Origin of the sequence: Streptomyces nojiriensis, from assembly GCF_017639205.1 — a bacterium.
Taxonomy (GTDB): Bacteria; Actinomycetota; Actinomycetes; order Streptomycetales; family Streptomycetaceae; genus Streptomyces; species Streptomyces nojiriensis.
This window is the reverse complement of record NZ_CP071139.1, coordinates 6,784,604-6,808,474: the sequence shown is the minus strand read 5'-3', so window position 1 is coordinate 6,808,474 and position 23,871 is coordinate 6,784,604. Positions and strand designations below refer to the sequence as shown.

Below are 23,871 nucleotides of genomic sequence, written 5' to 3'. Positions count from 1 at the left end.
CGGACCGCTGCAAGGGGGGCGACCCGCCTTGGACCTCAAGCCTTCCGCTCACACCGACACCTTCGCCCGTGACCATCTGCCACCCGCGGACACGTGGCCGGAGCTCCTCTTCGATCTGCCCGAGCTGGCCTATCCGGACCGCCTGAACTGCGGGGCCGAGCTGCTCGACGCCACCATCGCCCGGTTCGGTCCGGCGGGCGCCGACCGCCCGGCCTTCCGCAGCGGGGCGGGCGAGGTGTGGACGTACGGCGGCCTGCGCGAGCGCGTGGACCGGCTGGCCCACGCGCTCACCGCCGACCTCGGTGTCGTTCCCGGCAACCGGGTGCTCCTGCGCGGGCCCACCGGCCCCTGGCTCGCCGCCTGCTGGCTCGCGGTGATGAAGGCGGGCGCGGTGGCCGTCACCGTACTGCCCCAGCAGCGCGCGCAGGAGCTGGCCACGGTGTGCGCGATGGCCCGGGTGGGGCACGCCCTGTGCCATGCGGACGTGCTGGACGACCTGGTCAAGGCCGAGGTGCCGGGACTGCGGATCACCCTGTACGGGGGCACGGCACCGGACGACCTGCTCCGGCTGGCCGAGAGACATCCCGAGCCCTTCCCGGCCGCCCCGACCTCCGCGGACGACGTGGCCCTGATCGCCTTCACCTCCGGGACCACCGGACGGCCCAAGGGCTGCATGCACTTCCACCGCGACCTGCTCGCCGTCGCCGACACCTTCTCCCGCAGCGTGCTGCGGCCCCGCCCGGACGACGTCTTCGCGGGCAGCCCGCCGCTCGGCTTCACCTTCGGCCTCGGCGGGCTCGTCGTCTTCCCGCTGCGCGCCGGGGCCTCGGCGCTGCTGCTGGAGGAGGCGGTGCCGCGCCGGCTGCTGCCCGCGCTCGCGGAACACCGGGTGACCGTGCTGTTCACCGCGCCCACGGCGTACCGGACGATGCTGGACGCGCTGGGCCCGTACGACGTGGGCATGTACGACCTGTCGGCCCTGCGCCGCTGCGTCTCGGCCGGGGAGAACCTGCCGGCCGCCACCTGGCAGGCCTGGTACGAGCGCACCGGGCTGCGCATCATCAACGGCATCGGGGCGACCGAGCTGCTCCACATCTTCATCTCCGCCGCCGACGAGGACATCCGGCCCGGGACGACGGGCCGGGTCGTCCCGGGCTGGGAGGCCCGGGTGGTGGACCGGGCCGGCCGCCCGGTCCCGGACGACGAGCCGGGGCTGCTGGCCGTGCGCGGCCCGGTCGGCTGCCGCTACCTGGCCGATCCCCGGCAGGGGGAGTACGTACAGGGCGGGTGGAACCTGACCGGTGACACCTACGTGCGCGATCCGGAGGGCTACTTCCGCTACGTCGCCCGGGCGGACGACATGATCGTCTCGGCGGGCTACAACATCGCGGGCCCCGAGGTGGAGGAAGCCCTGCTGCGCCACCCGGACGTGGTGGAGGCGGCGGTGGTGGGCCTGCCGGACGAGCGGCGCGGGCAGATCGTGGTGGCGTACACCGTGGCCCGCGACGGCGCGGTGCTGACGGAGGAGGTCCTGCGCACCTTCATGCGGGCGGAACTGGCCCCGCACAAGTGCCCGCGCTCCTTCGTCTTCCTCCCCGCCCTCCCCCGTACCGCGACGGGCAAACTGCAGCGCTTCCGGCTGCGTGGTCCCGGCGCCCGGCCCGATCCGCCCGACAGGATCTAGAGTGAACCCGTGGTCGAGCAGCACACTCCGCGATCCCTGATCGTCACGTTCTACGGAGCCTACGGGCGGGCCTTCGAGGGCCCGGTCCCCGTGGCCGCGCTGATCCGCCTGCTGGGCGCGGCCGGTGTGGACGCCCCGTCGGTCCGCTCGTCGGTGTCCCGGCTCAAGCGGCGCGGCTTCCTGCTGCCCGAGCGCGCGGCGGACGGCTCGGCGGCGTACGGACTCTCCGAGGAGGCGCGGCAGCTGCTGGACGACGGCGACCGCCGGATCTACGGCAGCCCGCAGCTGTCGGACGAGTGGCTGGTGGCGGTGTTCTCGGTCCCGGAGCAGGAGCGGAACAAGCGGCACCTGCTGCGCTCGCGCCTGGCCCGGCTCGGTTTCGGCGCGGTGGCGCCGGGCGTGTGGATCGCCCCGGCCCGGCTGTCGGAGGAGACCGCGCACACCCTGGAACGGCTGCACCTGACCCCGTACGTGGAACTCTTCCGCGGCGCCCACCTCGGCTTCGCCCCGACCGCGGAGGCGGTGGCCCGCTGGTGGGACCTGGCGGCCCTGGCCAAGCAGCACGAGCAATTCCTCGACCTGCACGAACCCGTCCTGCGCGCGCTCCGTTCGGGCCCGGAGCCGACCCCGGAGGAGGCCTACCGGGACTACCTCCGCGCACTGGACACCTGGCGCCGGCTCCCGTACGCCGACCCGGGCCTGCCGCGGGAACTGCTCCCGGCGGACTGGCCGGGCGACCGGGCGGCGGCCGTCTTCGCCGAGCTGCACGAGCGGCTGCGTGACATCGGGGCCGGGTTCGCGCAACCGTAGGCGCAGGAGACCGCGTCACGAGGTGGTGTGACGCATCCCGATCTTCCTCCCGCGAGGCCGCCAGGGCGGCGGGCCACGGCTCTCCTACTGGTGACGGCGGCGCTGGTCGGGGCCGTGGCCGGGTGGGCAGCCGTCGCACTCGCCTCCCACGCCCGCGCGTACTGCGACGCGGGCTGGGAGGCGGGCGGTCGGTTCGAGATGACCTTCCTGCTGGTGCTGATGGTGCCGGGGTGCGCCATGCTCGCGCTGCTGATCGCCTTCCTCTCGCGACGGCTGCCCCCGTGGTCGCGGCCCGTGCCAGTCCTGCTCGTGCTCGCGGTGGTGGTGCTCGTCTTCTTCGCCTCGAAGGGGACGCTGGACGGCTACCCCGGGAACCTGGAGCGGTGCGGGCCGGACAACGTGCCGCCGTGGTGGCCGGGGTGGCTGCCGGCGTGAGAAATCCGGGTGCGGCCGGACCGCGCGCCGCGCCAGGATGGGGCATGACCTGGACCTTCAGCACGGACCTGACGGCCTATCTGGCCGCCGCGGGCCCGGCCGCGGCCGCGCGGCCCGTCTCCAACACCCTGCTGCTGACCACGGCCGACGGGCTGCGGCGGCGCGGGCCAGGGGCCTACGGCGACGGCACCCCGTTCTTCGGCTGGTGGACGGGGGCCGACGGCGCCGTCGCCGGCGGCCTGCTGTGCACCCCGCCGTTCCCGGCCGTGCTCGGCGTGCTGCCCGGGGAGGCGGTCCGGGCGCTCGGGGCCGCGCTCGCCGGGGAACCGCTGCTCGCCGGGGCGCACGGGTTCAACGCCCGCCGCCCGGACGCGGAAGCACTGGCCGAGGCCTGGGGGCGGCCCACCCGGATCTCCGAGGAGCTGCGCCTGTACCGGCTGGCCGGCCTCCTCGCCCCGGATCCCGCCCCGGCCGGGCGGGCCCGGCCCGCCACCGGGGCGGACCTCCCGCTGCTGCTGGAGTGGACCACGGCCTTCAGGGCGGAGGCGGGCATCCCCGGCAGCCCTTCCGAGGACGTGCTGCGCGACCGGATCTCCTACGGCGGGATCCGGCTGTGGGAGCACGCCGGGACTCCCGTCTCGCTGGCCGGCTTCTCCCGCCCGATCGGCCCGGCCTCCCGCGTCGGCCCCGTCTACACCCCGCCCGCGCACCGCGGCCGCGGCTACGCCGCCGGGGTCACGCACGCGGTGAGCGAAGCGGCGTACGCGGCCGGTGCCACCGAGGTCCTCCTCTTCACGGACCTGGCCAACCCCACCAGCAACGGCGTCTACCTGCGCCTGGGTTACACCCCGGTCGAGGACCGCGCCGAGATCGTCCCGGCGTGACCGATCCACGGACCGGGCCTTGACCTCAAGCGTGCTCGAGGTTCGATGATGATCCGCATGACGACCGAAAACGCAGCCCGGACCGCTGACATCGAGGCCATTCACCAGGTGGTGGCCGCCGTGGAAGCCTCCCAGCGGGCCAAGGACCCCGACGCCTTCCTCTCCCTCTTCCATCCCGACGCCCTGTGGACCACCGGCGGCGGCAAGGTCCTCATCGGCCTCGACGCCATCTCCGAGTTCACCCGCGCGGTCCTCCCCGGCGCGAGCTGGGACGGCGAGGTCAGCTACACCGTCACCCACCTCCAGTTCCTCCGCCCGGACGTCGCCGCCGTCAAGGTCAGCCAGCTCTACCACTCGGCCGACGGCCCCGGGGACGAGGGCGTCCCGACCTACGTGATGACCAAGGGCGACGACGGCCGCTGGCTCCTGACCGTCTGCCAGAACACGCAGGTCCCGAAGGTGTAGGCCGTGTCCGATTCGAGTGAACCTCGGCCGGCAGCGGTGCGGGGCGGCCGTACCGGCGTGGCGTGGACCCCGCCACGGAATACAGGGCGGGACGAACCCCCACAGACAGGCACGCGTCTCCCATGCGCCGACGTTTCCTGCTCGCCGCCTCCGCCGGGACGGGCGGGGACGAGCACGAGCCCTGGGTGGTGCGCTCCGCCGCGCAGCGCACGGACGCCAAGGCGTTCCGTTCGCTGTGCGGCGAGCAGAAGGAAGGCAGACCCGAGCGCCGCACGTTCCCGCTCTTCGGGCGGAGCAAGGGCTTCACCGCGGTGCAGGACTTCCAGCGCCAGGAGCCGGACGGCACGGTGTACTGGGGCGGCCACGACCCGAAGAACCCGGAGAACACCATCTCCGTGTCCGCCATCGGGGCCTGCACCGATGGACCGGTCACCCTCTCCGGCGTCATCACGATCGGCTTCCGCCAGTACGCGTACCAGCCGCTGGCCGAGCGCCCGGGCTGGTACGAGCTGCAGGAGATCGACTCCCTCGAACTGCCGCCCAGCGGGGTCGGTGTCGACACGGTGAACGTCCCCGCGAAGAAGCCGCACAAGCCGCACCACCCGCACAAGCCGGGGCTGCGGGCCGCCACGCCCAACGACCCGGCCGCCATCGACATCGTCGTCGCCTACACGCCGGCCAGCGTCGAGGTGATGGGCAGTGTCCAGGCGGTCCTGTCCCGCATCTCCTACGGTGTGAACCAGCTCAACAGGGCGCTCGCCACCGACAACGTGCCGGCCAGCGTGCACGTCGTCCACACCTACCAGACCGCGGCCACGGGCCTCCCCCGCGAGAACGTGAACACCCTGCTCGGCATGATCAGCAACCCCGCGAACACGGTCCTCGGCGCCACGGCCGCCGCCCGGCGCAACCAGTACGGCGGCGACCTGGTGGCGCTCCTCGCCTCCGTGCCCTTCGAGGACAGCTCCGGCGCGGCGAGCCTGCCCGACCCGGGCCCGACCGCGACGACCGGCAGTGCCGCGTTCTCGGTCACCAGCATCGGGTCCGTGGCGGCCTGGGAGAACCTCGCGCACGAGATCGGCCACAACTTCGGCATGAAGCACGACCGCCTGACCGTCACCAGCCAGGGCGGCACCACCCCCGCGGGCACGTTCAACTACGGCTGGATCACGCCCAACAGCCAGCACCGCACGCTCATGGCCTACTCCAGCGCCTGCCCCCAGGCGTGCAACGTGGTCAACTCGTACTCCACCCCCGATCGCACCTGGAACGGCCAGGTCCTGGGCAACGCCCAGAACAACAACGCCGCCGTCGCGCTGCAGAACGCGGACACCCTGGCCGGGTACCGCGCCTCCCTCGTGACCAACCGCCGCTCCCTCACCCTGCTGCACGACCCCGTGGGCGCGGGCACGGTCCGGGTCAGCGAGTACGGTCCGTACGACCCCGGCACGCAGGTCACCGTCACCGCCATCCCCAACCCCGGCTTCCAGTTCGATGCCTGGGCGGTGGACGGGATCGAGCAGGAGGGGAACAACCCGAGCTACCAGCTCACCATGAACGCGAACCGAACGATCAACGCACTGTTCACCCCGATCCCGCAGCCGTAGGCGCCCGCTGCTCGCCCCTCGGCTCCACGTACGGGCCGCGGCCTAGCCGCGGCCCGTCGGCGGTGTGCGGCTGCCCGCACGGTAGGGGGCCGGCCAGGGCGCGCCGGGGCCTTCGTAGGACTGCTCGGCGGCCGCGTGCAGGGTCCAGTGGGGGTCGTAGAGGTGGGGGCGGCCGAGGGCGCAGAGGTCGGCACGGCCGGCCAGCAGCAGGGAGTTCACGTCGTCCCAGGAGGAGATGGCTCCGACGGCGATGACGGGGACGCCGAGCGCGTTGCGGATCCGGTCGGCGTACGGGGTCTGGTACGAGCGCCCGTACTCGGGGGCCTCGTCCGAGACGACCTGGCCCGTCGAGACGTCGATGGCGTCCGCGCCGCGGGCGGCGAAGGCGGCCGCGATCCGCACCGCCTCCTCGGGCGAGGTGCCCCCGGGGGCCCAGTCGGTGGCCGAGAGGCGGACCGTCATCGGGCGGTCCTCGGGCCAGACGGCACGCACCGCGTCGAAGACCTCCAGCGGGAAGCGCAGCCGGTTCTCCAGGCAGCCGCCGTACTCGTCTTCACGGTGGTTGGTCAGGGGCGACAGGAAGCCGGAGAGCAGGTAGCCGTGGGCGCAGTGCAGTTCGAGCAGGTCGAATCCCGCGTCGGCGGCGCGGACGGCGGCGGCCGCGAAATCGGAGCGCAGCGCGGCCAGGTCCGCGCGTGCCAGGGCGCGCGGCAGCGCCGAGACGCCCGGCCGGTAGGGCAGTGCGGAGGCGGCCACCAGCGGCCAGTTGCCCTCGGGCAGGGGGTCGTCCATGCCCTCCCACATCACCCGGGTCGAGCCCTTGCGGCCGGCGTGGCCGAGCTGGACGCCGAGGGCGGTACCGGGCGCCGAGGTGTGGACGAAGTCGGCGATCCGCTTCCAGACGGCGGTCTGTTCCTGGGTGTAGAGACCGGTGCAGCCGGGGGTGATGCGGCCCTCGGCGGACACGCAGACCATCTCCGTCATCACCAGTCCGGCCCCGCCGAGGGCCCGTCCGCCCAGGTGGACGAGGTGGAAGTCGCCCGGCACGCCGTCCTGGGCCGAGTACATGTCCATCGGTGAGACGACGACCCGGTTGCGCAGGGTCAGGCCCCGCAGGGTGAAGGGCGTGAACATCGCGGGAGTGCCGTCCGGGCAGCCGAAGTCCCCTTCCACGGCCCGCGTGAACCGTGGGTCGCGCAGCCGCAGGTTGTCGTGCGTGACGCGGCGGCTGCGGGTGAGGAGGTTGAAGGCGAACTGCCGGGCGGGCTGGTCGACGTAACCGGCGATCTCCTCGAACCAGTGCCGGCTCGCGGCCGCCGCCCGCTGGGTGCTGGCGACCGCCGGGCGGCGGGCCGCCTCGTACGCGGCGAGGGCGGCCGGGACGTCGTCCGGTGCGGCGCCCACCGCTTCGGCGAGCGCGAGCGCGTCCTCCACCGCCAGCTTGGTCCCCGATCCGATGGAGAAGTGGGCGGTGTGCGCGGCGTCGCCGAGCAGCACCGTGTTGCCGTGCGACCAGCGCGCGTTGACGACGGTACGGAACTGCGTCCACGCGGAGCGGTTGCCGTGCAGCGGGCGTCCGCGCAGGGCCTCGCTGAAGATCTTGGCGCAGCGCGCCGCGGACTCGTCCTCGTCGCACAGGTCGAAGCCGGCCGCCCGCCACACCTCGTCGCGCATCTCCACGATCACCGTGGAGGCGTCGGCCGCGTACGGGTAGGCGTGCAGCTGCATGACCCCGTGTCCGGTCTCCGCGATCTCGAAGCGGAAGGCGTCGAAGGCGAAGTCGGCGGCGAGCCAGATGTAGCGGCAGCGTCCGCCGGTCAGCGTCGGCCCGTAGTGTTCGGCGCCCGCCTCCCGGATCGCGCTGTGCACCCCGTCGGCCGCGACCACCAGGTCGTACGAGGCGGCGAGCTCGGCCGCGGCCGGGGCCGGGGAGCGGAAGCGGAGGCGGACGCCGAGGCCCGCGCAGCGCTCGTGCAGGATCTCCAGCAGCCGGCGCCGCCCGATGGCCGCGAAGCCGTGGCCGCCGGAGGTCAGCAGCCGGCCGCGGTGCACGACGTCCACGTCGTCCCAGCGCACGAACTCCGCGCTCAGGGCGGTGTGGACGACGGTGTCGGCCCGCTCGATGCCGCCGAGGGTCTCGTCGGAGAGCACCACGCCGAAGCCGAAGGTGTCGTCGGGGGCGTTGCGCTCCCAGACCTCCACCGTGTGGCCCTGGCGGGCCAGCAGCGCGGCGGCGTACAGCCCTCCCGGTCCCCCGCCGACGACGGCGACCCGCATGGCACCAGGAGTCATGTGGCTACCTGCCCTTCCACTCCGGCGGCCGCTTCCCGGTGAAGGCCGCGTGGAACTCCGCGTAGTCCTGGCCGTGCATCAGCAGGGCCTGCGTGTTGGCGTCCAGTTCCACGGACGCGGCCAGCGGCATGTCGAGCTCGGCGGTGAGCAGCGCCTTGGTCTGCGCGTGGGCGAGGGCGGGGCCCGCGGCCAGGCGCGCGGCGAGTTCGGCGGCCCGGACGTGGGCCTTGCCCTCCTCGGTGAGCTCGCTGAGCAGGCCGATCCGCTCGGCCTCGGCCGCGTGGACGGGCTCTCCGAGCATCAGCAGGCGGGTGGCGTGGCCGAGGCCGACGACCCGGGGCAGCAGGTAGGCCGCGCCCATGTCCCCGCCGGAGAGGCCGACGCGGGTGAAGAGGAAGGCGAAGCGGGCGGTGGGGTCGGCGATCCGGAAGTCGGCGGCGAGCGCGAGGACGGCTCCGGCTCCGGCCGCGACCCCGTGCACGGCGGCGATCACCGGGAAGGGGCATTCGCGCAGGGCGCGCACCACCTGGCCGGTCATCCGGTTGAAGTCGAGCAGTTGGGCGGTGTCCATGGCGAGGGTGGCGCCGATGATCTCGTCGACGTCCCCGCCGGAGCAGAAGCCGCGCCCCTCGCCGCCGAGCACGAGGGCCCGTACGGAGCGCTCACGGGACAGTTCGCCGAGCAGATCGCGCAGGTCGGCGTAGGCGCCGAAGGTGAGCGCGTTCAGCTTCTCGGGGCGGTCGAAGGTGACGGTGGCGACGCCGTCCTGCCGGGTGACCCGGAGGTGGTGCCACCGTTCGGTCGCTGGTGTGGAACCGGTGAAGGGGCTCACACCATCGAAGGTATCACCAGATCCTGACTGCCGTCACAGAAGCGCGACATGTTCGCGTCGATCGGGGTGCCTGCCGGAATGAGAATTCGACTTCGTATCGTTGAAACCGGGAGTTCGCCGCTCCCCGCCCGACCCCGACCCCCACCGCCCCCAGACCCCGGAACGGATGGCCCTTCCTTGCCCGACGCCTCCGCCTGGCGGATCGCCCTGCCCCACACGGCGGCCGCCGTGCCCATGGCCCGCGCCCTCGTCCGCACCGCGCTGGCCGACACCGACGCGCCCGCCGACCGGGACACCGCGGAACTCCTGACGGCGGAACTCGTCGCCAACGCCGTGGAGCACACCAGCTCCGGCGCCCCGATCGAGCTGGTCGTGGAACTGCTCGCGCACGGCTGCCAGGTCGAGGTCCACGACGGGGATCCGCGCCCGCCCGGCGACCTGTCGGCCCGTCCGGACGCCGGCCGGCCCGACCCCTGGCAGGAGCACGGCCGCGGCCTACTGCTGATCCGCAGCCTGAGCTCCGACTGCGGCCACCGCCCCACCCCGCGCGGCAAGGCCGTGTGGTTCACGCTGCCCGCACGGCGGACCGGCCCCGCCGGCGCATGACGCGGCGTATGACTATGCGTCACTCCGGCCGGGCCGGCCGAGGGTGGCGACGAGCACGGCCTTGATGGTGTGCAGCCGGTTCTCGGCCTCGTCGAAGACGATGGAGTGCTCCGACTCGAACACCTCGTCCGTCACCTCCAGGGAGTCGAGCCCGTGCCGCTCGTGGATCTCCCGGGCCACCTTGGTGCCGAGGTCGTGGAAGGCCGGCAGGCAGTGCATGAACTTCACGTCCGGGTTCCCGGTGGCGCGCAGCACGTCCATGGTCACCGCGTACGGGGACAGGACCGCGATCCGCTCGTCCCAGACCTCCTTGGGCTCCCCCATGGACACCCAGATGTCGGTCACGACGAAGTCCGCCCCGGCGACCCCCTCGGCGACCTCCTCGGTCAGGGTGAGCCGGGCTCCGCTCTCCGCGGCGAGCTCCCGCGCCGCGGCCACCACCGACTCGGCGGGCCAGTAGGCCCGGGGCGCGACGATCCGCACGTCCATGCCCAGCAGCGCACCGGTCACGAGGTAGGAGTTGCCCATGTTGAAGCGGGCGTCCCCGAGGTAGGCGAAGGAGATCCGGTCCAGCGGCTTGGTGGTGTGCTCGGTCATGGTGAGCAGGTCGGCCAGCATCTGGGTCGGGTGCCAGTCGTCGGTGAGTCCGTTGAAGACGGGGACGCCCGAGTGGGCGGCGAGCTCCTCGACCGCCTGCTGGCTGTCACCCCGGTACTCGATCCCGTCGAACATCCGGCCCAGCACCCGGGCGGTGTCCTTGACCGACTCCTTGTGGCCCATCTGGGAGCCCGCGGGGTCGAGGTAGGTGGTGTGCGCGCCCTGGTCCGCGGCGGCGACCTCGAAGGCGCAGCGGGTCCGGGTGGAGGTCTTCTCGAAGATCAGCGCGATGTTCCTGCCCTGGAGCAGGCGCTGCTCGACCCCGGCCTTCTTGGCCGCCTTCAGGTCGGCGGCGAGCTCGATCAGGCCGCGGAACTCGGCGGCCGTGAAGTCCAGCTCCTTGAGAAAACTGCGGCCGGCGAGGTCGGTGGCCATGGGGTCGCTCCAGCGTCACGGTGACAGGGGATGCTGGAAGTCTATACGATCCTCTGTATTGATATACAGACCGGGCCCGGGGTCTTTCCCCGGGCCCGCACCCCTTCCCCGGGCCCGTACCCCTCCCCCGGGCCCGGCCCGCCTCAGACCGCGTCCCGCTCGACGGGACAGCTCATACAGCGCGGCCCGCCCCGGCCCCGCCCCAGCTCGCTGCCCGGGATCTCGATCACCTCGATGCCCATCTTGCGCAGGTGCGTGTTGGTCGTCACGTTCCGCTCGTAGGCGACCACCACCCCCGGCTCCACGGCGAGCACGTTGCACCCGTCGTCCCACTGCTCGCGCTCGGCCGAGTGCACGTCCTGCGTCGCGGTCAGCACCCGGATCGAGTCCAGGCCGAGCGCCCCCGCGATGGCCCGGTGCATGTGGTCCTCCGGGTGGTCGGTCACCTTGAGCTCGTGCGGCCCGCCGCCGGGCTCGATCGTGTAGGAGGGGAGCATCCCGAGCCCGGCGTACTGGGTGAACGTATCTCCGTCGACCATCGTCATCACCGTGTCCAGGTGCATGAAGGCCCGCGACTTGGGCATGTCGAGCGCCACGATGGACGTCGCCGAACCGGCCGCGAACAGGCCGCGTGCCAGCATCTCCACCGCCTGCGGGGTGGTCCGCTCGCTCATCCCGATCAGCACCGCCCCGTTGCCGATGACCAGGACGTCCCCGCCCTCGATCGTCGAGGGGTAGTCCGCCTGCCCCTGCGACCAGTAGTGGAAGGCCCCGGAGGTGGTGAAGAGCGGGTGGTGCTTGTAGATCGCCTCGAAGTGGACCGTCTCGCGCTGCCGGGCGGGCCAGCGCATCGCGTTGATGGAGACCCCGTCGTAGATCCAGGCGGAGGTGTCCCGGGTGAAGAGGTGGTTGGGCAGCGGGCCCAGCAGGAAGCCGTCCAGGTCCAGGGCGTGGAAGCGCACCGACACCGGCTCGGCGTGCCGCTCCAGGAACTCCCGCTTGGTCATCCCGCCGACCAGGGCCTCCGCCAGCTCGGCCGAGGTCAGCCCGTCGAAGACCGACCGCAGGTGGTCGGTGGCGAGCGGCCCGTACTCCTTCTCGTCGAAGACCCGGTCCAGTACGAGGTGTCTCGCCTCCGGGATGTCGAGGGCCTCGCACAGGAGGTCACCGAAGAGGTGGACCTCCACGCCCCGGTCCCGCAGCACGTCCGCGAAGCCGTCGTGCTCCTGGCGGGCCCGGCGCACCCACAGCACGTCGTCGAAGAGGAGTGCGTCCTTGTTGCTCGGTGTGAGCCGCTTCAGCTCCAGGTCGGGCCGGTGGAGGATGACGCGGCGAAGCCGCCCGGTCTCGGAGTCGACATGGAATCCCATGCCGTACACATTCCCAGACCGAACGGCTTTTTGACGTGGCGTCCGCTCAGCGAGGGGTGGCGAGGCCGAGAAGCGCCGAAGGGGCGCCGGTGAGCTCCGGGGTGGTCAGGCCCAGTTCGGGCGCGGTCAGGTTCGGCACCCCGGAGTTGGAGGAGTCCGGCATCGTCAGCAGACCACCGGCGACCAGGCCGGGGGTCCGGGCGAGCAGGTCGGTGGCCGGCGCCTCGACGGAACCCTCGCCGTCCGTCTCGGGCTTGCCCAGCAGGTTCGGCACCGGGGAGGTGACCAGGGTGCTGCCGAGTTCGGTGCCGACCGGCACCGACGGGAGCAGTGGGGTCGGAAGCATGTTCCCCTTGTGGAAGCGCGGCGACTCGGGCGCTCCCACGACCGGCACCGGCACGCCGGTGCCCACGCGCGGGGTGTCCACGCCCAGCGTGGTCTTCACGGCGTCCAGCGGGACACCGACCGGCACCGACTGGGCCATGGCCGGGGTGGCCGCACCGGCCGCAGCCATACAGGTCATGAGCGCCGCAATGCTTCCGCGCGCGGTCATCTTCATAGGTGACGTTCCGTCCTTCCAGGGTCGCGGACATTCCGCTGCCCTGGATGAACGATCCCGCCGGTGGTTTTCCCGGAGTTCTCCGCGAAAGTTCCCCCATACGACCTAATTCGAGGCCGTACGGGGGCCACCCCTTTACGGGCCGTGCTGACGCGGCCCCCTCCCGCCGCGGTGCCGGCTCACAGGCGCGGGTCGACCGGCTCCGACTCCAGCGCGAGCACCGCGAAGACCGCCTCGTGCACCCGCCACAGCGGCTCGTCGGCCGCCAGCCGGTCCAGCGCCTCCAGCCCGAGCGCGTACTCGCGCAGGGCGAGCGAGCGCTTGTGGCCGAGGAACCGCTCGCGCAGCCTCTCCAGTTGGCCGGGACGGGTGTACTCCGGACCGTAGATGATCCGCAGGTACTCGCGCCCGCGCACCTTGACCCCGGGCTGGACCAGCCGGCCCCTGCCGTCCTCGGCGTACGCCTGGAGCGGCTTGACGACCATGCCCTCGCCGCCGGCGGCCGTCAGCTCCAGCCACCAGTCGGTGCCGGCCCGTACGGAGTCCTCGTCCGCGGTGTCCACCAGGATCCGGCCGGTGCGCCGGAGCAGTCCGGTGCCGGTCGCCTCGTCGGCGGCGACCAGCCGGTCCAGCCAGAACAGCTGCTCGTCGTGGGGCACCGCGGCCAGCGACCGCCCGGCCACCGCCAGCAGCTGGAACGGCGCGAACCGTACGCCGTCCAGGCCGTCGGTGGTCCAGCAGTAGCGCCGGTAGGAGTCGGTGAAGGCGGCCGCGTCGGCGGCCCGGCCGCGCTGGCGCTCCAGCAGCTCGCCGGTGTCGACGCCCCGGGCGGTGGCCGCCTCCAGGGCGGCGAGCGCGCCCGGGAAGACGGCGCCGGAGGCCGCGCCGACGGCGGCGTACTGGTTGCGCAGCAGGCCGGTGGACTTCAGGGACCAGGGCAGGAGTTCCCCGTCGAGCAGCAGCCAGTCGGTGTCGAGTTCCTCCCAGAGGCCGGCGTCGGTGACCGCCGAGCGCAGCCGGGTGAGGACCTCCTCGGTGACCTCCGGATCCTTGAAGAAGGGCCGCCCGGTGCGGGTGTAGACGGAGCCCGTCGGGCCGTCGACCCCGAAGCGGGTCCGGGCCGCGTCGCCGTCCTTGCAGACCAGGACGGTGGCGCGGGAGCCCATGTGCTTCTCCTCGCACACCACTTGGGCGATGCCGTCCATGCGGTACTGGGCGAAGGCCTCGGCCGGGTGCTCCAGGTAGCCCTCCTCGCGGGAGGTGGCCGTGGGCGCCATGGTCGGCGGCAGGTACGGGACGAGCCGGGGGTCGACGGCGAAGCGGCTCATGACCTCCAGGGCGGCGGCCGCGTTCTCCTCGCGCACGTTGACGTTGCCCAGGTGCCGGGTCTCCACGACGCGGCGGCCGTGTACGTCCGCCAGGTCGAGCGGGCGGCCGTCGTGTCCGCCCGGCGCCTCGGCGACGAGCGGCTTGACCGGCTCGTACCAGACCTTCTCGGCCGGTACGTCGACCAGTTCGCGCTCGGGCCAGCGCAGGGCGGTCATCCGGCCGCCGAAGACGGCGCCGGTGTCGAGGCAGATGGTGTTGTTGATCCAGGTGGTGTCGGGGACCGGGGTGTGGCCGTAGACGACGACGGCCTTGCCCCGGTAGTCCTCGGCCCACGGGTAGCGCACGGGCAGGCCGAACTCGTCGGTCTCGCCGGTGGTCTCCCCGTAGAGGGCGTGCGAGCGGACCCGGCCGGAGGTGCGGCCGTGGTACTTCTCGGGCAGTCCGGCGTGGCAGACCACCAGCTTGCCGCCGTCGAGGACGTAGTGGCTGACGAGGCCGCGGATGAACTCCCTCACCTCCTGGACGAACTCCTCCGGCTCCGCCTCCAGCTGCTCGATGGTCTCGGCGAGGCCGTGGGTCCGCTGGACCTTGGACCCCTTCAGGTAACGGCCGAGCTTGTTCTCGTGGTTCCCGGGCACGCACAGGGCGTTGCCGGACTTCACCATGCCCATGACGCGGCGCAGGACGCCGGGGCTGTCGGGGCCGCGGTCGACGAGGTCGCCGACGAAGACGGCGGTGCGGCCCTCGGGGTGGACCCCGTCCTCGTAGCCGAGCTTGGTGAGCAGGGTCTCCAGCTCGGAGGAACAGCCGTGGATGTCACCGACGATGTCGAAGGGGCCGGTGAGGTGGGTGAGGTCGTTGAACCGCTTCTCCAGGACCACCTCGGCGGTCTCGGCCTCCTCGACGGAGCGCAGTACGTGGACCTTGCGGAAGCCCTCGCGCTCCAGACCGCGCAGCGAGCGCCGCAGGTCGCGGCGGTGCCGCTGGATGACCGCGCGGGGCAGGCCGGCCCGGTCGGGGCGGGCGGCGTTGCGCTCGGCGCAGACCTGCTCGGGCATGTCGAGGACGATGGCGATCGGCAGGACGTCGTGCTCGCGGGCGAGCTGGACCAGGGTGCGGCGGGCGTCGGCCTGCACGCTGGTGGCGTCGACGACGGTGAGGCGGCCCGCGGCCAGGCGCTTGCCCGCGATGTAGTGCAGGACGTCGAAGGCGTCGCGGCTGGCGCTCTGGTCGTTCTCGTCGTCGCAGACCAGGCCCCGGCAGTAGTCGGAGGAGATGACCTCGGTGGCCTTGAAGTGCTTTCGGGCGAAGGTGGACTTGCCCGATCCGGTGGCGCCGATCAGGACGACGAGGGACAGGTCGGTGACGGGAAGTGTGCGCGTACGGGCGGTCTCGGTGCCGGTCATGCTGCCTCGCCCTCCTTCGGGGTGTCGGTGGTGCGGATCGTGTCGGTGGCATCGGTCGCGCCGGTGGTGTCGTTGCCGTCGTGCTGGGTGAAGACGGCCATCTGGGTCGGCGGCCCGACCTCCGGGTCGTCGTCGCCGACGGGCACGTACCGGACCCCGTAGCCGTGGCGCCGCGCGACCTGCTCGGCCCAGGCGCGGAACTCCTCGCGGTTCCATTCGAAGCGGTGGTCGCCGTGGCGGACGTGCCCGGCGGGCAGGGTCTCCCAGCGCACGTTGTACTCGACGTTCGGGGTGGTGACGAGGACCGTGCGGGGGCGGGCCGAGCCGAAGACCGCGTACTCCAGCGCGGGCAGCCGCTCCGGGTCCAGGTGCTCGATGACCTCGCTGAGCACGGCCGCGTCGTAGCCGGCCAGCCGCTTGTCGGTGTACGCGAGCGAGCCCTGGAGGAGTTTCAGGCGCGAGCTCTGCCGCTCGCCCATCCGGTCCAGCCGCAGCCGCCGGGCCGCGATCTGCAGGGCCCGCACGGACACGTCCATGCCGACGATCTCGGAGTACGCCGGGTCCCCGAGCAGTGCCTGGAGCAACTGCCCCTGGCCGCAGCCGAGGTCCAGCACGCGCTGGGCGCCGGCGAGCCGCAGGGCGGCGAGGATCGCCTCGCGCCGGTGCACGGCGAGCGGCACGGGCCGCTCCTCGGTGTCGCGGGTCTCGTCCACCGCGTTGTCGATCTCCTCGACCTCGCTGCCGTCGGCCTCGGCGAGGCGGACCAGTTCCAGGCGCTCGTTGGCGTCCTGGGTCAGCCGCTTGTGGCGGGCCAGGTAGCGGGAGGTGATCAGCCCGTTCTCGGGGTGGGTGGCGAGCCAGCCGTCTCCGGCGCGCAGCAGCTTGTCGACCTCGTCCGGCGAGATCCAGTAGTGCTTGGCGTCGTCGAGGACCGGCAGCAGCACGTAGAGCTGCCGCAGGGCGTCGGCCAGGCGCAGTTCGCCCTCCAGGACGAGCCGTACGTAGCGCGAGTCCCCCCACTCCGGGAACTGCTCGTCGAGCGGTACGGCCTCGGCCTGGACGAGGTCCCAGCCGAGCGGGCCGAACAGTCGGTGCACGAGCGCGGCGCCGCCGCGGGCGGGCAGCACCGGTATCTCGACGCGCAGCGGCCGGGCCTGCTCAGGGAGTTCGGGGCGGGCGGCGCACTGCCCCTTGAGCGCGGTGCGGAACACTGCGCCGAGTGCGACGGCGAGCAGGGAGGACGCGGCGTACGGCCGGTCGTTCACGTACTGCGCGAGCGCGGCGTCCGGCGACCCGCCCCGGCCCTTGCCCCGGCCGCTGCGCACGAGCGCGACGGGGTCCACCTCCAGCAGCAGGGCCGCCGTGCACCGCTCGGCCGAGGCCTCGGGATAGAACACGTGGGCGGTGCCGTGGGAGGTGGAGAACGCCTGCGTCTTGCCGGGATGCTTGTGCAGCAGGTAGCCCAGGTCGTCAGCGGGTCGTTCGGGGGAGCCGGTGGTGGAGATCGTCAGGAACACGCGGCCGATTATCGCTGGTCACCTGCTCTGTCTGCCCCTGGTTTTTCGGTGCTCCCGGCTCATCGCGGCCGGTCCGGCAGCAGCGCTCCGAGGGCGGCGATCCGGTCCGGGCCGATCCGGCAGCAGCCGCCGACGAGTCGGGCGCCGGTGGCGTACCAGGCCCCCGTGGGCCAGGGGACGGGGGTCTCGGGGGTGTGCCAGGTGCGGGTGGCGGCGTTCCAGACCGAGCCGTCGTTCGGGTAGGCCAGCAGCGGTACGCCGGTGACGGCGGCCGCGGCTTCGAGGGCGGGCAGGACCTCGGCCGGGTCGCAGCAGTTGACGCCGACCGCGATGACCTCCGGGGCCTCGGCGGCGAGGGCGAAGGCCTCGCGGAGGGGCTGGCCGGCCCGTGTGCGGCCGTCGGCCACCGTGTACGAGAGCCAGGCGGGCGCGCCGGTCTCGGCGAGGACGGTGAGCAGCGCCTCGGCCTCGTCGCTGTCCGGGACGGTCTCCACGGCCAGGACGTCGGGGCCGGCGGCGAGCAGGGCCTCGATGCGGGGGCGGTGGAAGGCGGCGAGCTCGCGCACGCCCAGCCCGTACCGGCCGCGGTACTCGGAGCCGTCCGCGAGCACCGCTCCGTACGGGCCCACGGAGGCGGCCACCCACACCTCGTGGTCGGCGGCCTCGGCCGCCCGGGCGGCCAGGCGCACGCTGCGCCGCAGCAGGGCGGTGGTCTCGGCGCGGTCGTGGCCGTGGGCGGCGAAGGCCTCGTAGCCGACCTGGTAGCTGGCGGTGATCAGGACTTCGGCGCCGGCCCGGGCGTACGCCGTGTGGGCGGCCGCCACCTGGTCCGGGTCCTCGGCGAGCACCCGGCCCGACCAGAGGTCGCCGGACAGGTCGCAGCCCTGGGCGGCGAGCTGGTTGCTGAGCCCGCCGTCCAGGAGTACGGCTCCGCGGGCCAGGGCTTCGGCGAGCGGGCCGGACGCGCGAGGCATCGGTTCGCCGCCTTACCGGCGGAGCTGGGAGAGCACCTGGGCGGAGATCAGCTCCAGGTGGTCCAGGTCGTCGAGGTCGAGCAGCTGCAGGTAGACGCGGGAGGAGCCGGCGGCGCCGTAGGCGCCGATCTTCTCCACGACCTCGGCCGGGGAGCCGGCGAGGCCGTTGGCCTTGAGCTCGTCGACGTCGCGGCCGATGGCGGCGGCCCGGCGGGCCACCTCGGCGTCGTCCTTGCCCACGCAGACGACGAGGGCGTTGGAGTAGCGGAGGTCGTCGGCCTTGCGGCCGGCCTCCTCGGCGGCATCCCGGACCCGGGCGAACTGCCGCTCGCTGTCGGCGATCGACGCGAACGGCATGTTGAACTCGTCCGCGTACCGGGCGGCGAGCCGCGGGGTGCGCTTGGCTCCGTGGCCGCCGATGAGGACGGGGACCTTGGTCTGGGCGGGCTTGGGGAGCGCGGGTGAGTTCTCCACCCGGTAGTGCTTGCCCGCGTAGTCGAAGGAGGCACCGACCTCGGTGGCCCACAGGCCGGTGACGATGGCCAGCTGCTCCTCCAGCCGGGACATCCGGTCCGCCGGGAAGGGGATCCCGTACGCCTTGTGCTCCTGCTCGAACCAGCCCGCACCGAGGCCCAGTTCGATGCGGCCGCCGGACATCTGGTCGACCTGGGCCACCTGGATGGCGAGGACTCCGGGCAACCGGAAGGTTCCCGCCGTCATCAGCGTGCCGAGGCGGATCCGCTTGGTCTCCCGGGCCAGGCCCGCGAGGGTGATCCAGGCGTCGGTGGGGCCGGGCAGGCCGTCGGCGGATCCCATGCTCACGAAATGGTCGGAGCGGAAGAACGCGTCGAAGCCCAGGTCCTCGGTGGCCTTGGCGACGGTCAGGAGGGTGTCGTAGCTGGCGCCCTGCTGGGGCTCCGTGAAAATGCGCAGATCCATACCCCCATCCTGCACTTCCCGCCCCGGCAGGGTGAATCTTCGTCAACCGGACGGTCCACCCCCGGGCCCGCCAGTGACCGGCGGTGGACGGGGATCGTTGGCTCGGTCGGAGCCGGACCGCCCGGCCCGCGCGCCGGCGTCCCGCCGGTGCGTCCACCGCCCCCTTCCGCCCCGGAAGGGCCAGGGCCGAGGAGGCCGTCATGTCCCACGAGGCCGTGCCGGAGACCCGCCGACACACCGGACCGACCGGACGGGCAGCGCGGACAGCACACGACGACGCAGGTCAGGACCCCGCGGCACCCGCCCAGGACGGCGGCGCGCCGAAGGGCCTGCTGCAGCAGATGGAAGACCTGATGGCCGCGCTGAACGCCGACCTGTCACGTCTCGACGCCGATCTCCAGGCCTCCACGGACCGCACCCCCGAGGGCGAGCGGCCGTCCCACCGGTCGTCCTGACCGCGCGGGTCCCGCCGCGCACGGCGGGACCCCTCCGGGGGTGTCCTGTCGGTCGCCCTCAGGCCACGCCCGAGGCCGACCCCCGCTCACGGACCACCATGCGGCGCAGGATCGCCCGTACCCGGTCGCTCGACTCGTCGGCCGCGTCGATCGACTCTATGCACTGCCAGTACAGGGCCTCGTCGTCCGTGCCGCAGGCCACCCCGACCAGGGCTATCCCCACTTCGCCCAGCAGCGCCTGGAGTCCGAGAAGTGCCTGCCGGACATCCGACACCTCGCTCAACTGCGCGGCCCGCGGCGGATATTCGGGCGCACTGCCCTCTCCGCGCAGGGCCGCCCGGTCGAGCACCCCGCAGCCTCTGCCTCCCGCTTCCCCCAGTCCCCGTGCCTCCGATCTCAGCTCCGGCGGCCCGGTGACCGCCAGATAGCTCCCTATGCCCTGCGCGAGCGCCTGGGCCTGCCAGGCCTCGCCCACGATGTCCCACGCGGCCCCACTCTGTGCCAGCGCGTGCCGGCCGGCCGCGATGAGCCGTACCGCATCCATATGCCGTCCCCCGTCCGCACGACATCCCGCCGTCCTCACCACTACCCAGAGTGAGGGCAATGAGCCAGTAAAGCCAGGGGTATTCGGAAAATGTGGACACAAACGTGATTGTGGATGAGTCCATCACTCCGAAGAGTGACTATTCGGCGTCGATGTACCTCGCACAGGAAAGCGGAGTTCGTTCCTCTCGATCTTCGCGGCGAGCGCATCCAGCACATCCACCCCGAGAACCTCACAGAACTGCAGGAGATACGCGAGCACGTCGGCCACCTCGTCGGCCACGCGGTGGGCCGACTCCGGCTTCTCCATGATCTTCGCCGACTGCTCGGGCGTCAGCCACTGGAAGATCTCGACCAGTTCGGACGCCTCCACACTGAGCGCCACGGCCAGGTTCTTGGGCGTGTGGTACGGCTCCCAGCCGCGCGCCGCCGCGAACTGCGCGAGCCGGCGCTGCAGTCGGTCCAGCCGCTCCTCGGGGCGCTGGTCGGGCCGCTGCCCGGGGCGTCGCTCGGGCGGCTGCGGCGGCTGCTGCGTCTCGTTCATGCCCCCAGGTCTACCATCGCGACGCCCGCCAGGTCGCGGGCGGTAGCCGCGGTCCCCTCCCCCACCGCCGCCACCAGCCGGATGTGGCCGCGGCCGCAGGACAGCAGGGCCAGGCGCAGCAGCTCGGCGCTCTGGCGCCGGTCGAGGCCCCGGTCGAAGCCGTCGGCCAGCACCGTCAGCGCCTGCCGCGCGGAGAGCAGTTCGGCCGCCGGGTCCACGGCCAGCACCCCCGGCCCGGTCAGCAGGACCAGCGCCAGCGCGAGGAAGCGGAGTTCACCCGCGCCCAGCCGGGCCAGCTCCGTGGCGGGCCGGCCGGACCCCCGGTCCAGTACCGCCGCGACGGGGCCGCCCGCGGGAGCCCGTACGCCCAGCCCCGCGACGGGCCCCGCGCAGCCGGTGCGGGCCGCCTCCGCCAGCAGCGCGTGGCGGGTGCCGCATTCGCTGCGGGTCCGGCGCAGTACGTCGGCCAGGTTCGCGCAGTCCCCCCGCAGCCGTCCCTCGCCCGGCGGGACGGCGGCGCGCATCCGGTCCGGGCGGGGATCGCACGGGAACACCGCCCGCAGGGCCACGACCACCTGTTCGGCGGCGTCCAGGACCTGGCGCTGGCCCGCGGTGGAACCCGCGACGCGCAGCGGGAGCAGTGCCGTGCCGAGCCGGTCGTCGGGCAGCGGGGCCCTGGTGACGCCGATGGCGCCGCCGGTCAGCCACGCGGCCTGGACCGAGCGCCGGCCGGGGTCGCGCAAGGCGGTGGCGAGCAGGATCTGCCCGTCCTGCGAGAGCCGTTCGCCGACGATCCGCAGCGTGGGCTCGGCCTGGACGGCGAGGTCGAGCCGGACCGGGCCGACGGGTCCGTCCACGGTGCAGCCGAGGCGGAACCCGCGCCGGCGCTGCGCGTCGGGGACGGCCCGGTCGGGGATGCGGGCGCGCGGATCCGGGAAGGCCTCCTCCAGCACGGCCCCGGAACCCAGCCCGGCCAGGGCCTCGTAGGCGGCCAGGGCCTGGGACTTGCCACTGCCGCTCGGCCCGGCGAAGAGGGTGAGGGGGCCGAGCGGGAAGACCGCCGAGCGGTGCGGCCCGAAGGCGGAGAGCCGCAGCTCGGTGACCACGGGCCGGGGCTGGCGCTGCACGGGCTCCGCGGCGGGCCGCTCGCCGGCCGGTCCGGCCTCGGGGGAATCGGTGGGGGTGTCGGCTAACGCGACGACGGCGGCGGAGGTGCGCCCCGCCGTCGCGTCCAGGGTGGCGTCCATGCGCGGGACGGTACGGCCCGCCGGACCCCCCGCGGCTCCGGCGAACCGTTCCCTCTCGGGGACCTTCCTACGATCGGGGGACGGCCGCGGCCGCGATCCCCTCGACCTCGGTCCCCACCGGCGCGAGCAGGAAGACGTTCCGGTCCACCCGGTGCATCCCGCTGCCCAGGCCGAAGACCACGCCGCTGCTGAAGTCCAGGATCCGCTTGGCCACTTCGCTGTCCGCCCCGGTGAGGTCGAGCAGTACCGGGATCTGCGCGATGAGGTACTCCGCCACCTCCCGCGCGTCCGCGAAGATCTGGACTCTGATCACCACGAAGCGCCGCTGCTCCGCCGCCGACGCGCCGGGCGCCTTCGGAATCGTGCGGTGGTCCACCCGGGAGGGCCATTCGTTGCGACTGCGCAGGGGGACCACCTGCGCGAGCCCCTCCCACTGTTCGTCGGTGACGTCGTACCTGCTCACCGGGCCGCCTCGGCCGTGCGCTTCATGTGCATCCCCCCATCCTCTCGTGTTTCACCCGTTCAGCCCAACAACGACACGAGCACGCCGGGTACTCTCGGAGAGCCGGATGGGTTAGGTTAGGCATACCTAAGTCACTCGGACGAGGAGAGATCCGCATGCGCCTGTTCGGTGCCCCCGCCACCCCGGCCGACCGGCCCACCGATGCCGAGCGCATCCGGTCGATCCTGACCGCCGCCCACTCCATGACCGTGGTCACCGACGGGCTGCGCTCCGAAGTCCGCCACCTCGACGGCGGCGACCCGATGGGGCGGCTGCACCTGCACCCCGCCGAGCCCGGCGGCGAGTCGGAGTACCGGCCCTCGATCCGGCTGGAGTTCACCGACATCGCCCCCACCCCCGTACGGGACCGGGTGCGCGCCCGCGTCACCGTGCTGGGCCGCCTGCTCACCCCCTACTCCGACCTGGCGGAAGGCTCGGGCGCCGACTCCGCCTGCATGGAGTTCGACCGGGCCGTCCTGGAGACCCCGGAGGGCCGCTCGCACGTAGGCCTGGAAGAGCTGGACGCGGCCTGCCCCGACCCGCTGTCCCCGTACGAGGCGGGCATGCTCACGCACCTCCTCGACGACCACCACGACCTGGTCACCCTGCTGCTGCGGCTGGTCCGGCCGCTGCCCACCGCCGCCGTGCTCCGCGCGCTGCCGGTCGCCATGGACCGGTACGGGATCACCCTGCGGCTGGAGGAGCGGCGCGGCCACCGCGACGTGCGGCTGCCCTTCCCCTCGCCCCTCGACGACGTCGAGCAGGCCGGTACGCAGATCCAGGCGCTCTTCAGCGCGGCCCGGCGCAGCTCGCACCGCAACACCCTGCCGGCCTGACGGGCCGGAATTCCGGAATACCCGGCCGCGGACCCGCGTTGGGGGCGATCATGAAAGCCATCGCATACAGCGCATACGGAACTCCCGCCACACTCGAGCTCGTTGACCTACCGCGGCCCAAGGTGGGCCCGGGCGAGGTGCTCGTGCGCGTCAGGGCCGCCGGGGTCAACCCGGTGGACTGGAAGCTCGCCGCCGGATACCTCGACCCGATCCTCGAAGTCCGCTACCCGGTCATACCCGGCTGGGACGTGGCCGGAGTCGTCGAAGCGGTCGGCGAGGACACCTTCGACTACGCCGTCGGCGACGAGGTCTACGGCTACGTCCGCAAGGAGTGGGTCGAACTCGGCACGTACGCCGAGCTGGTGTCCGCCCCCGTCCGCACCCTCGCCCGCAAGCCCCGCGAGCTGAGCTTCGAGCAGGCCGCGGGCATCCCGCTGGCCGGCCTCACCGCCTACCAGTCGCTCACCCGCGCCGGCCTCAAGGCCGGGGAGACCGTCGTCATCCACTCCGCGGCCGGCGGCACCGGATCCTTCGGCGTGCAGATCGCCGTCGCGCTCGGCCTGCGGGTCATCGGCACGGCGGGCGCGCACAACCACGACTACCTGCGCTCCCTCGGCGCGGAGCCCGTGCTGTACGGGGAGGGGCTGGCGGACCGGATCCGCGAGCTCGCGCCCGACGGCGTCGACGCGGGCCTCGACTTCTACGGCGACGACGTCATCGAGACCCTCCAGTCCCTGGTCAGGGAACGCCACCGGGTGGTCTCCATCGCCGACTACGACGCGGCCGCCAAGGGCGCCCACCAGCTGTGGGTGCGCCCGGACACCGCCGACCTGACCTTCCTGGCGGAACTGGCCGACGCGGGGAAGCTCACGGTCAACGTGGAGCACGCGCTGCCGCTCGCCGAGGCCGCCAGGGCCTGGGAGCTGAGCGCCGCGGGCCGCACCCGCGGCAAGATCGTCCTGACCGTCTGACCGTCTGACCGTCTGACCGTCTGAACCGGCCG

The 23,871-nt window shown here is 73.2% G+C and carries 23 protein-coding genes; 10 read left to right on the top strand and 13 right to left on the bottom strand.

Going from position 1 to position 23,871, the window contains the following annotated elements; all coding sequences use genetic code 11:
- Positions 1 to 28: 28 nt before the first annotated feature.
- From JYK04_RS31605 to JYK04_RS31580, 6 genes are all read left to right on the top strand, one after another.
- On the top strand, positions 29 to 1,684 hold the full coding sequence (locus tag JYK04_RS31605) for an AMP-binding protein (protein ID WP_189739164.1): 1,656 nt from the start codon (positions 29 to 31) through the stop codon (positions 1,682 to 1,684).
- A gap of 9 nt (positions 1,685 to 1,693) precedes the next feature.
- Positions 1,694 to 2,494 carry a PaaX family transcriptional regulator gene (locus JYK04_RS31600; protein ID WP_189739161.1) on the top strand — a complete coding sequence of 267 codons (801 nt, stop codon included), beginning with the start codon at positions 1,694 to 1,696 and terminating at the stop codon, positions 2,492 to 2,494.
- A gap of 90 nt (positions 2,495 to 2,584) precedes the next feature.
- Positions 2,585 to 2,929 carry a hypothetical protein gene (locus tag JYK04_RS31595; RefSeq protein ID WP_189739158.1) on the top strand — a complete coding sequence of 115 codons (345 nt, stop codon included), beginning with the start codon at positions 2,585 to 2,587 and terminating at the stop codon, positions 2,927 to 2,929.
- A 44-nt stretch (positions 2,930 to 2,973) separates the two neighbouring features.
- Positions 2,974 to 3,813 carry a GNAT family N-acetyltransferase gene (locus tag JYK04_RS31590; protein ID WP_189739155.1) on the top strand — a complete coding sequence of 280 codons (840 nt, stop codon included), beginning with the start codon at positions 2,974 to 2,976 and terminating at the stop codon, positions 3,811 to 3,813.
- Between the two features lie 48 nt (positions 3,814 to 3,861).
- On the top strand, positions 3,862 to 4,278 hold the full coding sequence (locus JYK04_RS31585) for an SgcJ/EcaC family oxidoreductase (RefSeq protein WP_189739152.1): 417 nt from the start codon (positions 3,862 to 3,864) through the stop codon (positions 4,276 to 4,278).
- A gap of 122 nt (positions 4,279 to 4,400) precedes the next feature.
- Positions 4,401 to 5,885 carry a M12 family metallo-peptidase gene (locus JYK04_RS31580; protein ID WP_189739149.1) on the top strand — a complete coding sequence of 495 codons (1,485 nt, stop codon included), beginning with the start codon at positions 4,401 to 4,403 and terminating at the stop codon, positions 5,883 to 5,885.
- 42 nt (positions 5,886 to 5,927) lie between these two features.
- Here the strand turns inward: JYK04_RS31580 and JYK04_RS31575 are convergent, their stop codons facing one another.
- Together JYK04_RS31575 and JYK04_RS31570 are read right to left on the bottom strand one after the other, a co-directional pair.
- A complete protein-coding gene (locus tag JYK04_RS31575) occupies positions 5,928 to 8,177 on the bottom strand; it encodes a bifunctional salicylyl-CoA 5-hydroxylase/oxidoreductase (RefSeq protein ID WP_189739145.1) in 2,250 nt (749 codons plus the stop codon).
- 4 nt (positions 8,178 to 8,181) lie between these two features.
- Positions 8,182 to 9,009 carry an enoyl-CoA hydratase family protein gene (locus JYK04_RS31570; RefSeq protein ID WP_189739142.1) on the bottom strand — a complete coding sequence of 276 codons (828 nt, stop codon included), beginning with the start codon at positions 9,007 to 9,009 and terminating at the stop codon, positions 8,182 to 8,184.
- Positions 9,010 to 9,087: 78 nt separating this feature from the next.
- Between JYK04_RS31570 and JYK04_RS31565 the strand changes: the two genes are divergently transcribed.
- Positions 9,088 to 9,615, top strand: a complete 528-nt coding sequence (locus tag JYK04_RS31565) for an ATP-binding protein (protein ID WP_189739139.1) — start codon at positions 9,088 to 9,090, stop codon at positions 9,613 to 9,615.
- Positions 9,616 to 9,627: 12 nt separating this feature from the next.
- Here the strand turns inward: JYK04_RS31565 and argF are convergent, their stop codons facing one another.
- From argF to JYK04_RS31530, 7 genes are all read right to left on the bottom strand, one after another.
- Positions 9,628 to 10,647 carry an ornithine carbamoyltransferase gene (gene argF / locus JYK04_RS31560; protein ID WP_189739137.1) on the bottom strand — a complete coding sequence of 340 codons (1,020 nt, stop codon included), beginning with the start codon at positions 10,645 to 10,647 and terminating at the stop codon, positions 9,628 to 9,630.
- Positions 10,648 to 10,790: 143 nt separating this feature from the next.
- On the bottom strand, positions 10,791 to 12,017 hold the full coding sequence (locus JYK04_RS31555; protein WP_030009169.1) for an arginine deiminase: 1,227 nt from the start codon (positions 12,015 to 12,017) through the stop codon (positions 10,791 to 10,793).
- A 46-nt stretch (positions 12,018 to 12,063) separates the two neighbouring features.
- A complete protein-coding gene (locus JYK04_RS31550; RefSeq protein ID WP_229875542.1) occupies positions 12,064 to 12,570 on the bottom strand; it encodes a hypothetical protein in 507 nt (168 codons plus the stop codon).
- A 185-nt stretch (positions 12,571 to 12,755) separates the two neighbouring features.
- The gene (locus JYK04_RS31545) at positions 12,756 to 15,311 is read right to left on the bottom strand and encodes a polynucleotide kinase-phosphatase (protein ID WP_189739131.1); all 2,556 of its coding nucleotides are present in this window, start codon (positions 15,309 to 15,311) and stop codon (positions 12,756 to 12,758) included.
- A complete protein-coding gene (locus JYK04_RS31540) occupies positions 15,308 to 16,828 on the bottom strand; it encodes a 3' terminal RNA ribose 2'-O-methyltransferase Hen1 (RefSeq protein WP_189739128.1) in 1,521 nt (506 codons plus the stop codon). Before JYK04_RS31540 ends, JYK04_RS31545 begins: the two co-directional genes overlap by 4 nt.
- A gap of 59 nt (positions 16,829 to 16,887) precedes the next feature.
- Entirely contained in the window at positions 16,888 to 17,802 is a 915-nt protein-coding gene (gene mmuM, locus JYK04_RS31535; protein WP_189739126.1) for a homocysteine S-methyltransferase, read from the bottom strand.
- A 12-nt stretch (positions 17,803 to 17,814) separates the two neighbouring features.
- On the bottom strand, positions 17,815 to 18,741 hold the full coding sequence (locus JYK04_RS31530) for an LLM class F420-dependent oxidoreductase (RefSeq protein WP_189739122.1): 927 nt from the start codon (positions 18,739 to 18,741) through the stop codon (positions 17,815 to 17,817).
- A gap of 200 nt (positions 18,742 to 18,941) precedes the next feature.
- Here JYK04_RS31530 and JYK04_RS31525 point away from each other — a divergent pair, with 200 nt between their 5' ends.
- Positions 18,942 to 19,196 (top strand): hypothetical protein, encoded by a 255-nt coding sequence (locus tag JYK04_RS31525; protein ID WP_189739619.1) that lies wholly within the window; start codon positions 18,942 to 18,944, stop codon positions 19,194 to 19,196.
- A gap of 58 nt (positions 19,197 to 19,254) precedes the next feature.
- Here JYK04_RS31525 and JYK04_RS31520 read toward each other — a convergent pair whose 3' ends face one another.
- The 4 genes from JYK04_RS31520 to JYK04_RS31505 all read right to left on the bottom strand — a co-directional run bounded on the left by JYK04_RS31520 (position 19,255) and on the right by JYK04_RS31505 (position 21,993).
- Positions 19,255 to 19,740, bottom strand: coding sequence for a DUF6099 family protein (locus JYK04_RS31520; protein WP_030009162.1), 486 nt, complete (start codon positions 19,738 to 19,740; stop codon positions 19,255 to 19,257).
- Between the two features lie 123 nt (positions 19,741 to 19,863).
- Positions 19,864 to 20,283, bottom strand: a complete 420-nt coding sequence (locus JYK04_RS31515; RefSeq protein ID WP_189739119.1) for a nucleotide pyrophosphohydrolase — start codon at positions 20,281 to 20,283, stop codon at positions 19,864 to 19,866.
- Entirely contained in the window at positions 20,280 to 21,530 is a 1,251-nt protein-coding gene (locus JYK04_RS31510) for an AAA family ATPase (RefSeq protein WP_229875539.1), read from the bottom strand. The genes JYK04_RS31515 and JYK04_RS31510 overlap by 4 nt, the downstream gene beginning before the upstream one ends.
- Before the next feature lie 67 nt (positions 21,531 to 21,597).
- Positions 21,598 to 21,993 carry a cell division protein SepF gene (locus JYK04_RS31505; RefSeq protein ID WP_189739116.1) on the bottom strand — a complete coding sequence of 132 codons (396 nt, stop codon included), beginning with the start codon at positions 21,991 to 21,993 and terminating at the stop codon, positions 21,598 to 21,600.
- A gap of 155 nt (positions 21,994 to 22,148) precedes the next feature.
- Here JYK04_RS31505 and JYK04_RS31500 point away from each other — a divergent pair, with 155 nt between their 5' ends.
- Both JYK04_RS31500 and JYK04_RS31495 read left to right on the top strand, forming a co-directional pair.
- On the top strand, positions 22,149 to 22,868 hold the full coding sequence (locus JYK04_RS31500; protein ID WP_189739112.1) for a DUF2470 domain-containing protein: 720 nt from the start codon (positions 22,149 to 22,151) through the stop codon (positions 22,866 to 22,868).
- A gap of 50 nt (positions 22,869 to 22,918) precedes the next feature.
- Entirely contained in the window at positions 22,919 to 23,839 is a 921-nt protein-coding gene (locus JYK04_RS31495; RefSeq protein ID WP_189739109.1) for an NADP-dependent oxidoreductase, read from the top strand.
- The last annotated feature ends 32 nt before the right edge of the window (positions 23,840 to 23,871 follow it).

What these genes read in the sequence shown, in the direction of transcription:
- JYK04_RS31590 (WP_189739155.1), top strand. Translation starts at nt 2,974, where the DNA reads ATGACCTGGACCTTCAGCACGGACCTGACGGCCTATCTGGCCGCCGCG.
- JYK04_RS31585 (WP_189739152.1), top strand. Translation starts at nt 3,862, where the DNA reads ATGATCCGCATGACGACCGAAAACGCAGCCCGGACCGCTGACATCGAG.
- JYK04_RS31580 (WP_189739149.1), top strand. Translation starts at nt 4,401, where the DNA reads ATGCGCCGACGTTTCCTGCTCGCCGCCTCCGCCGGGACGGGCGGGGAC.
- JYK04_RS31575 (WP_189739145.1), bottom strand. Translation starts at nt 8,177, where the DNA reads ATGACTCCTGGTGCCATGCGGGTCGCCGTCGTCGGCGGGGGACCGGGA.
- JYK04_RS31565 (WP_189739139.1), top strand. Translation starts at nt 9,088, where the DNA reads ATGAGAATTCGACTTCGTATCGTTGAAACCGGGAGTTCGCCGCTCCCC.
- argF (WP_189739137.1), bottom strand. Translation starts at nt 10,647, where the DNA reads ATGGCCACCGACCTCGCCGGCCGCAGTTTTCTCAAGGAGCTGGACTTC.
- JYK04_RS31555 (WP_030009169.1), bottom strand. Translation starts at nt 12,017, where the DNA reads ATGGGATTCCATGTCGACTCCGAGACCGGGCGGCTTCGCCGCGTCATC.
- JYK04_RS31550 (WP_229875542.1), bottom strand. Translation starts at nt 12,570, where the DNA reads ATGACCGCGCGCGGAAGCATTGCGGCGCTCATGACCTGTATGGCTGCG.
- JYK04_RS31545 (WP_189739131.1), bottom strand. Translation starts at nt 15,311, where the DNA reads ATGACCGGCACCGAGACCGCCCGTACGCGCACACTTCCCGTCACCGAC.
- mmuM (WP_189739126.1), bottom strand. Translation starts at nt 17,802, where the DNA reads ATGCCTCGCGCGTCCGGCCCGCTCGCCGAAGCCCTGGCCCGCGGAGCC.
- JYK04_RS31530 (WP_189739122.1), bottom strand. Translation starts at nt 18,741, where the DNA reads ATGGATCTGCGCATTTTCACGGAGCCCCAGCAGGGCGCCAGCTACGAC.
- JYK04_RS31525 (WP_189739619.1), top strand. Translation starts at nt 18,942, where the DNA reads ATGTCCCACGAGGCCGTGCCGGAGACCCGCCGACACACCGGACCGACC.
- JYK04_RS31520 (WP_030009162.1), bottom strand. Translation starts at nt 19,740, where the DNA reads ATGGATGCGGTACGGCTCATCGCGGCCGGCCGGCACGCGCTGGCACAG.
- JYK04_RS31515 (WP_189739119.1), bottom strand. Translation starts at nt 20,283, where the DNA reads ATGAACGAGACGCAGCAGCCGCCGCAGCCGCCCGAGCGACGCCCCGGG.
- JYK04_RS31510 (WP_229875539.1), bottom strand. Translation starts at nt 21,530, where the DNA reads ATGGACGCCACCCTGGACGCGACGGCGGGGCGCACCTCCGCCGCCGTC.
- JYK04_RS31500 (WP_189739112.1), top strand. Translation starts at nt 22,149, where the DNA reads ATGCGCCTGTTCGGTGCCCCCGCCACCCCGGCCGACCGGCCCACCGAT.
- JYK04_RS31495 (WP_189739109.1), top strand. Translation starts at nt 22,919, where the DNA reads ATGAAAGCCATCGCATACAGCGCATACGGAACTCCCGCCACACTCGAG.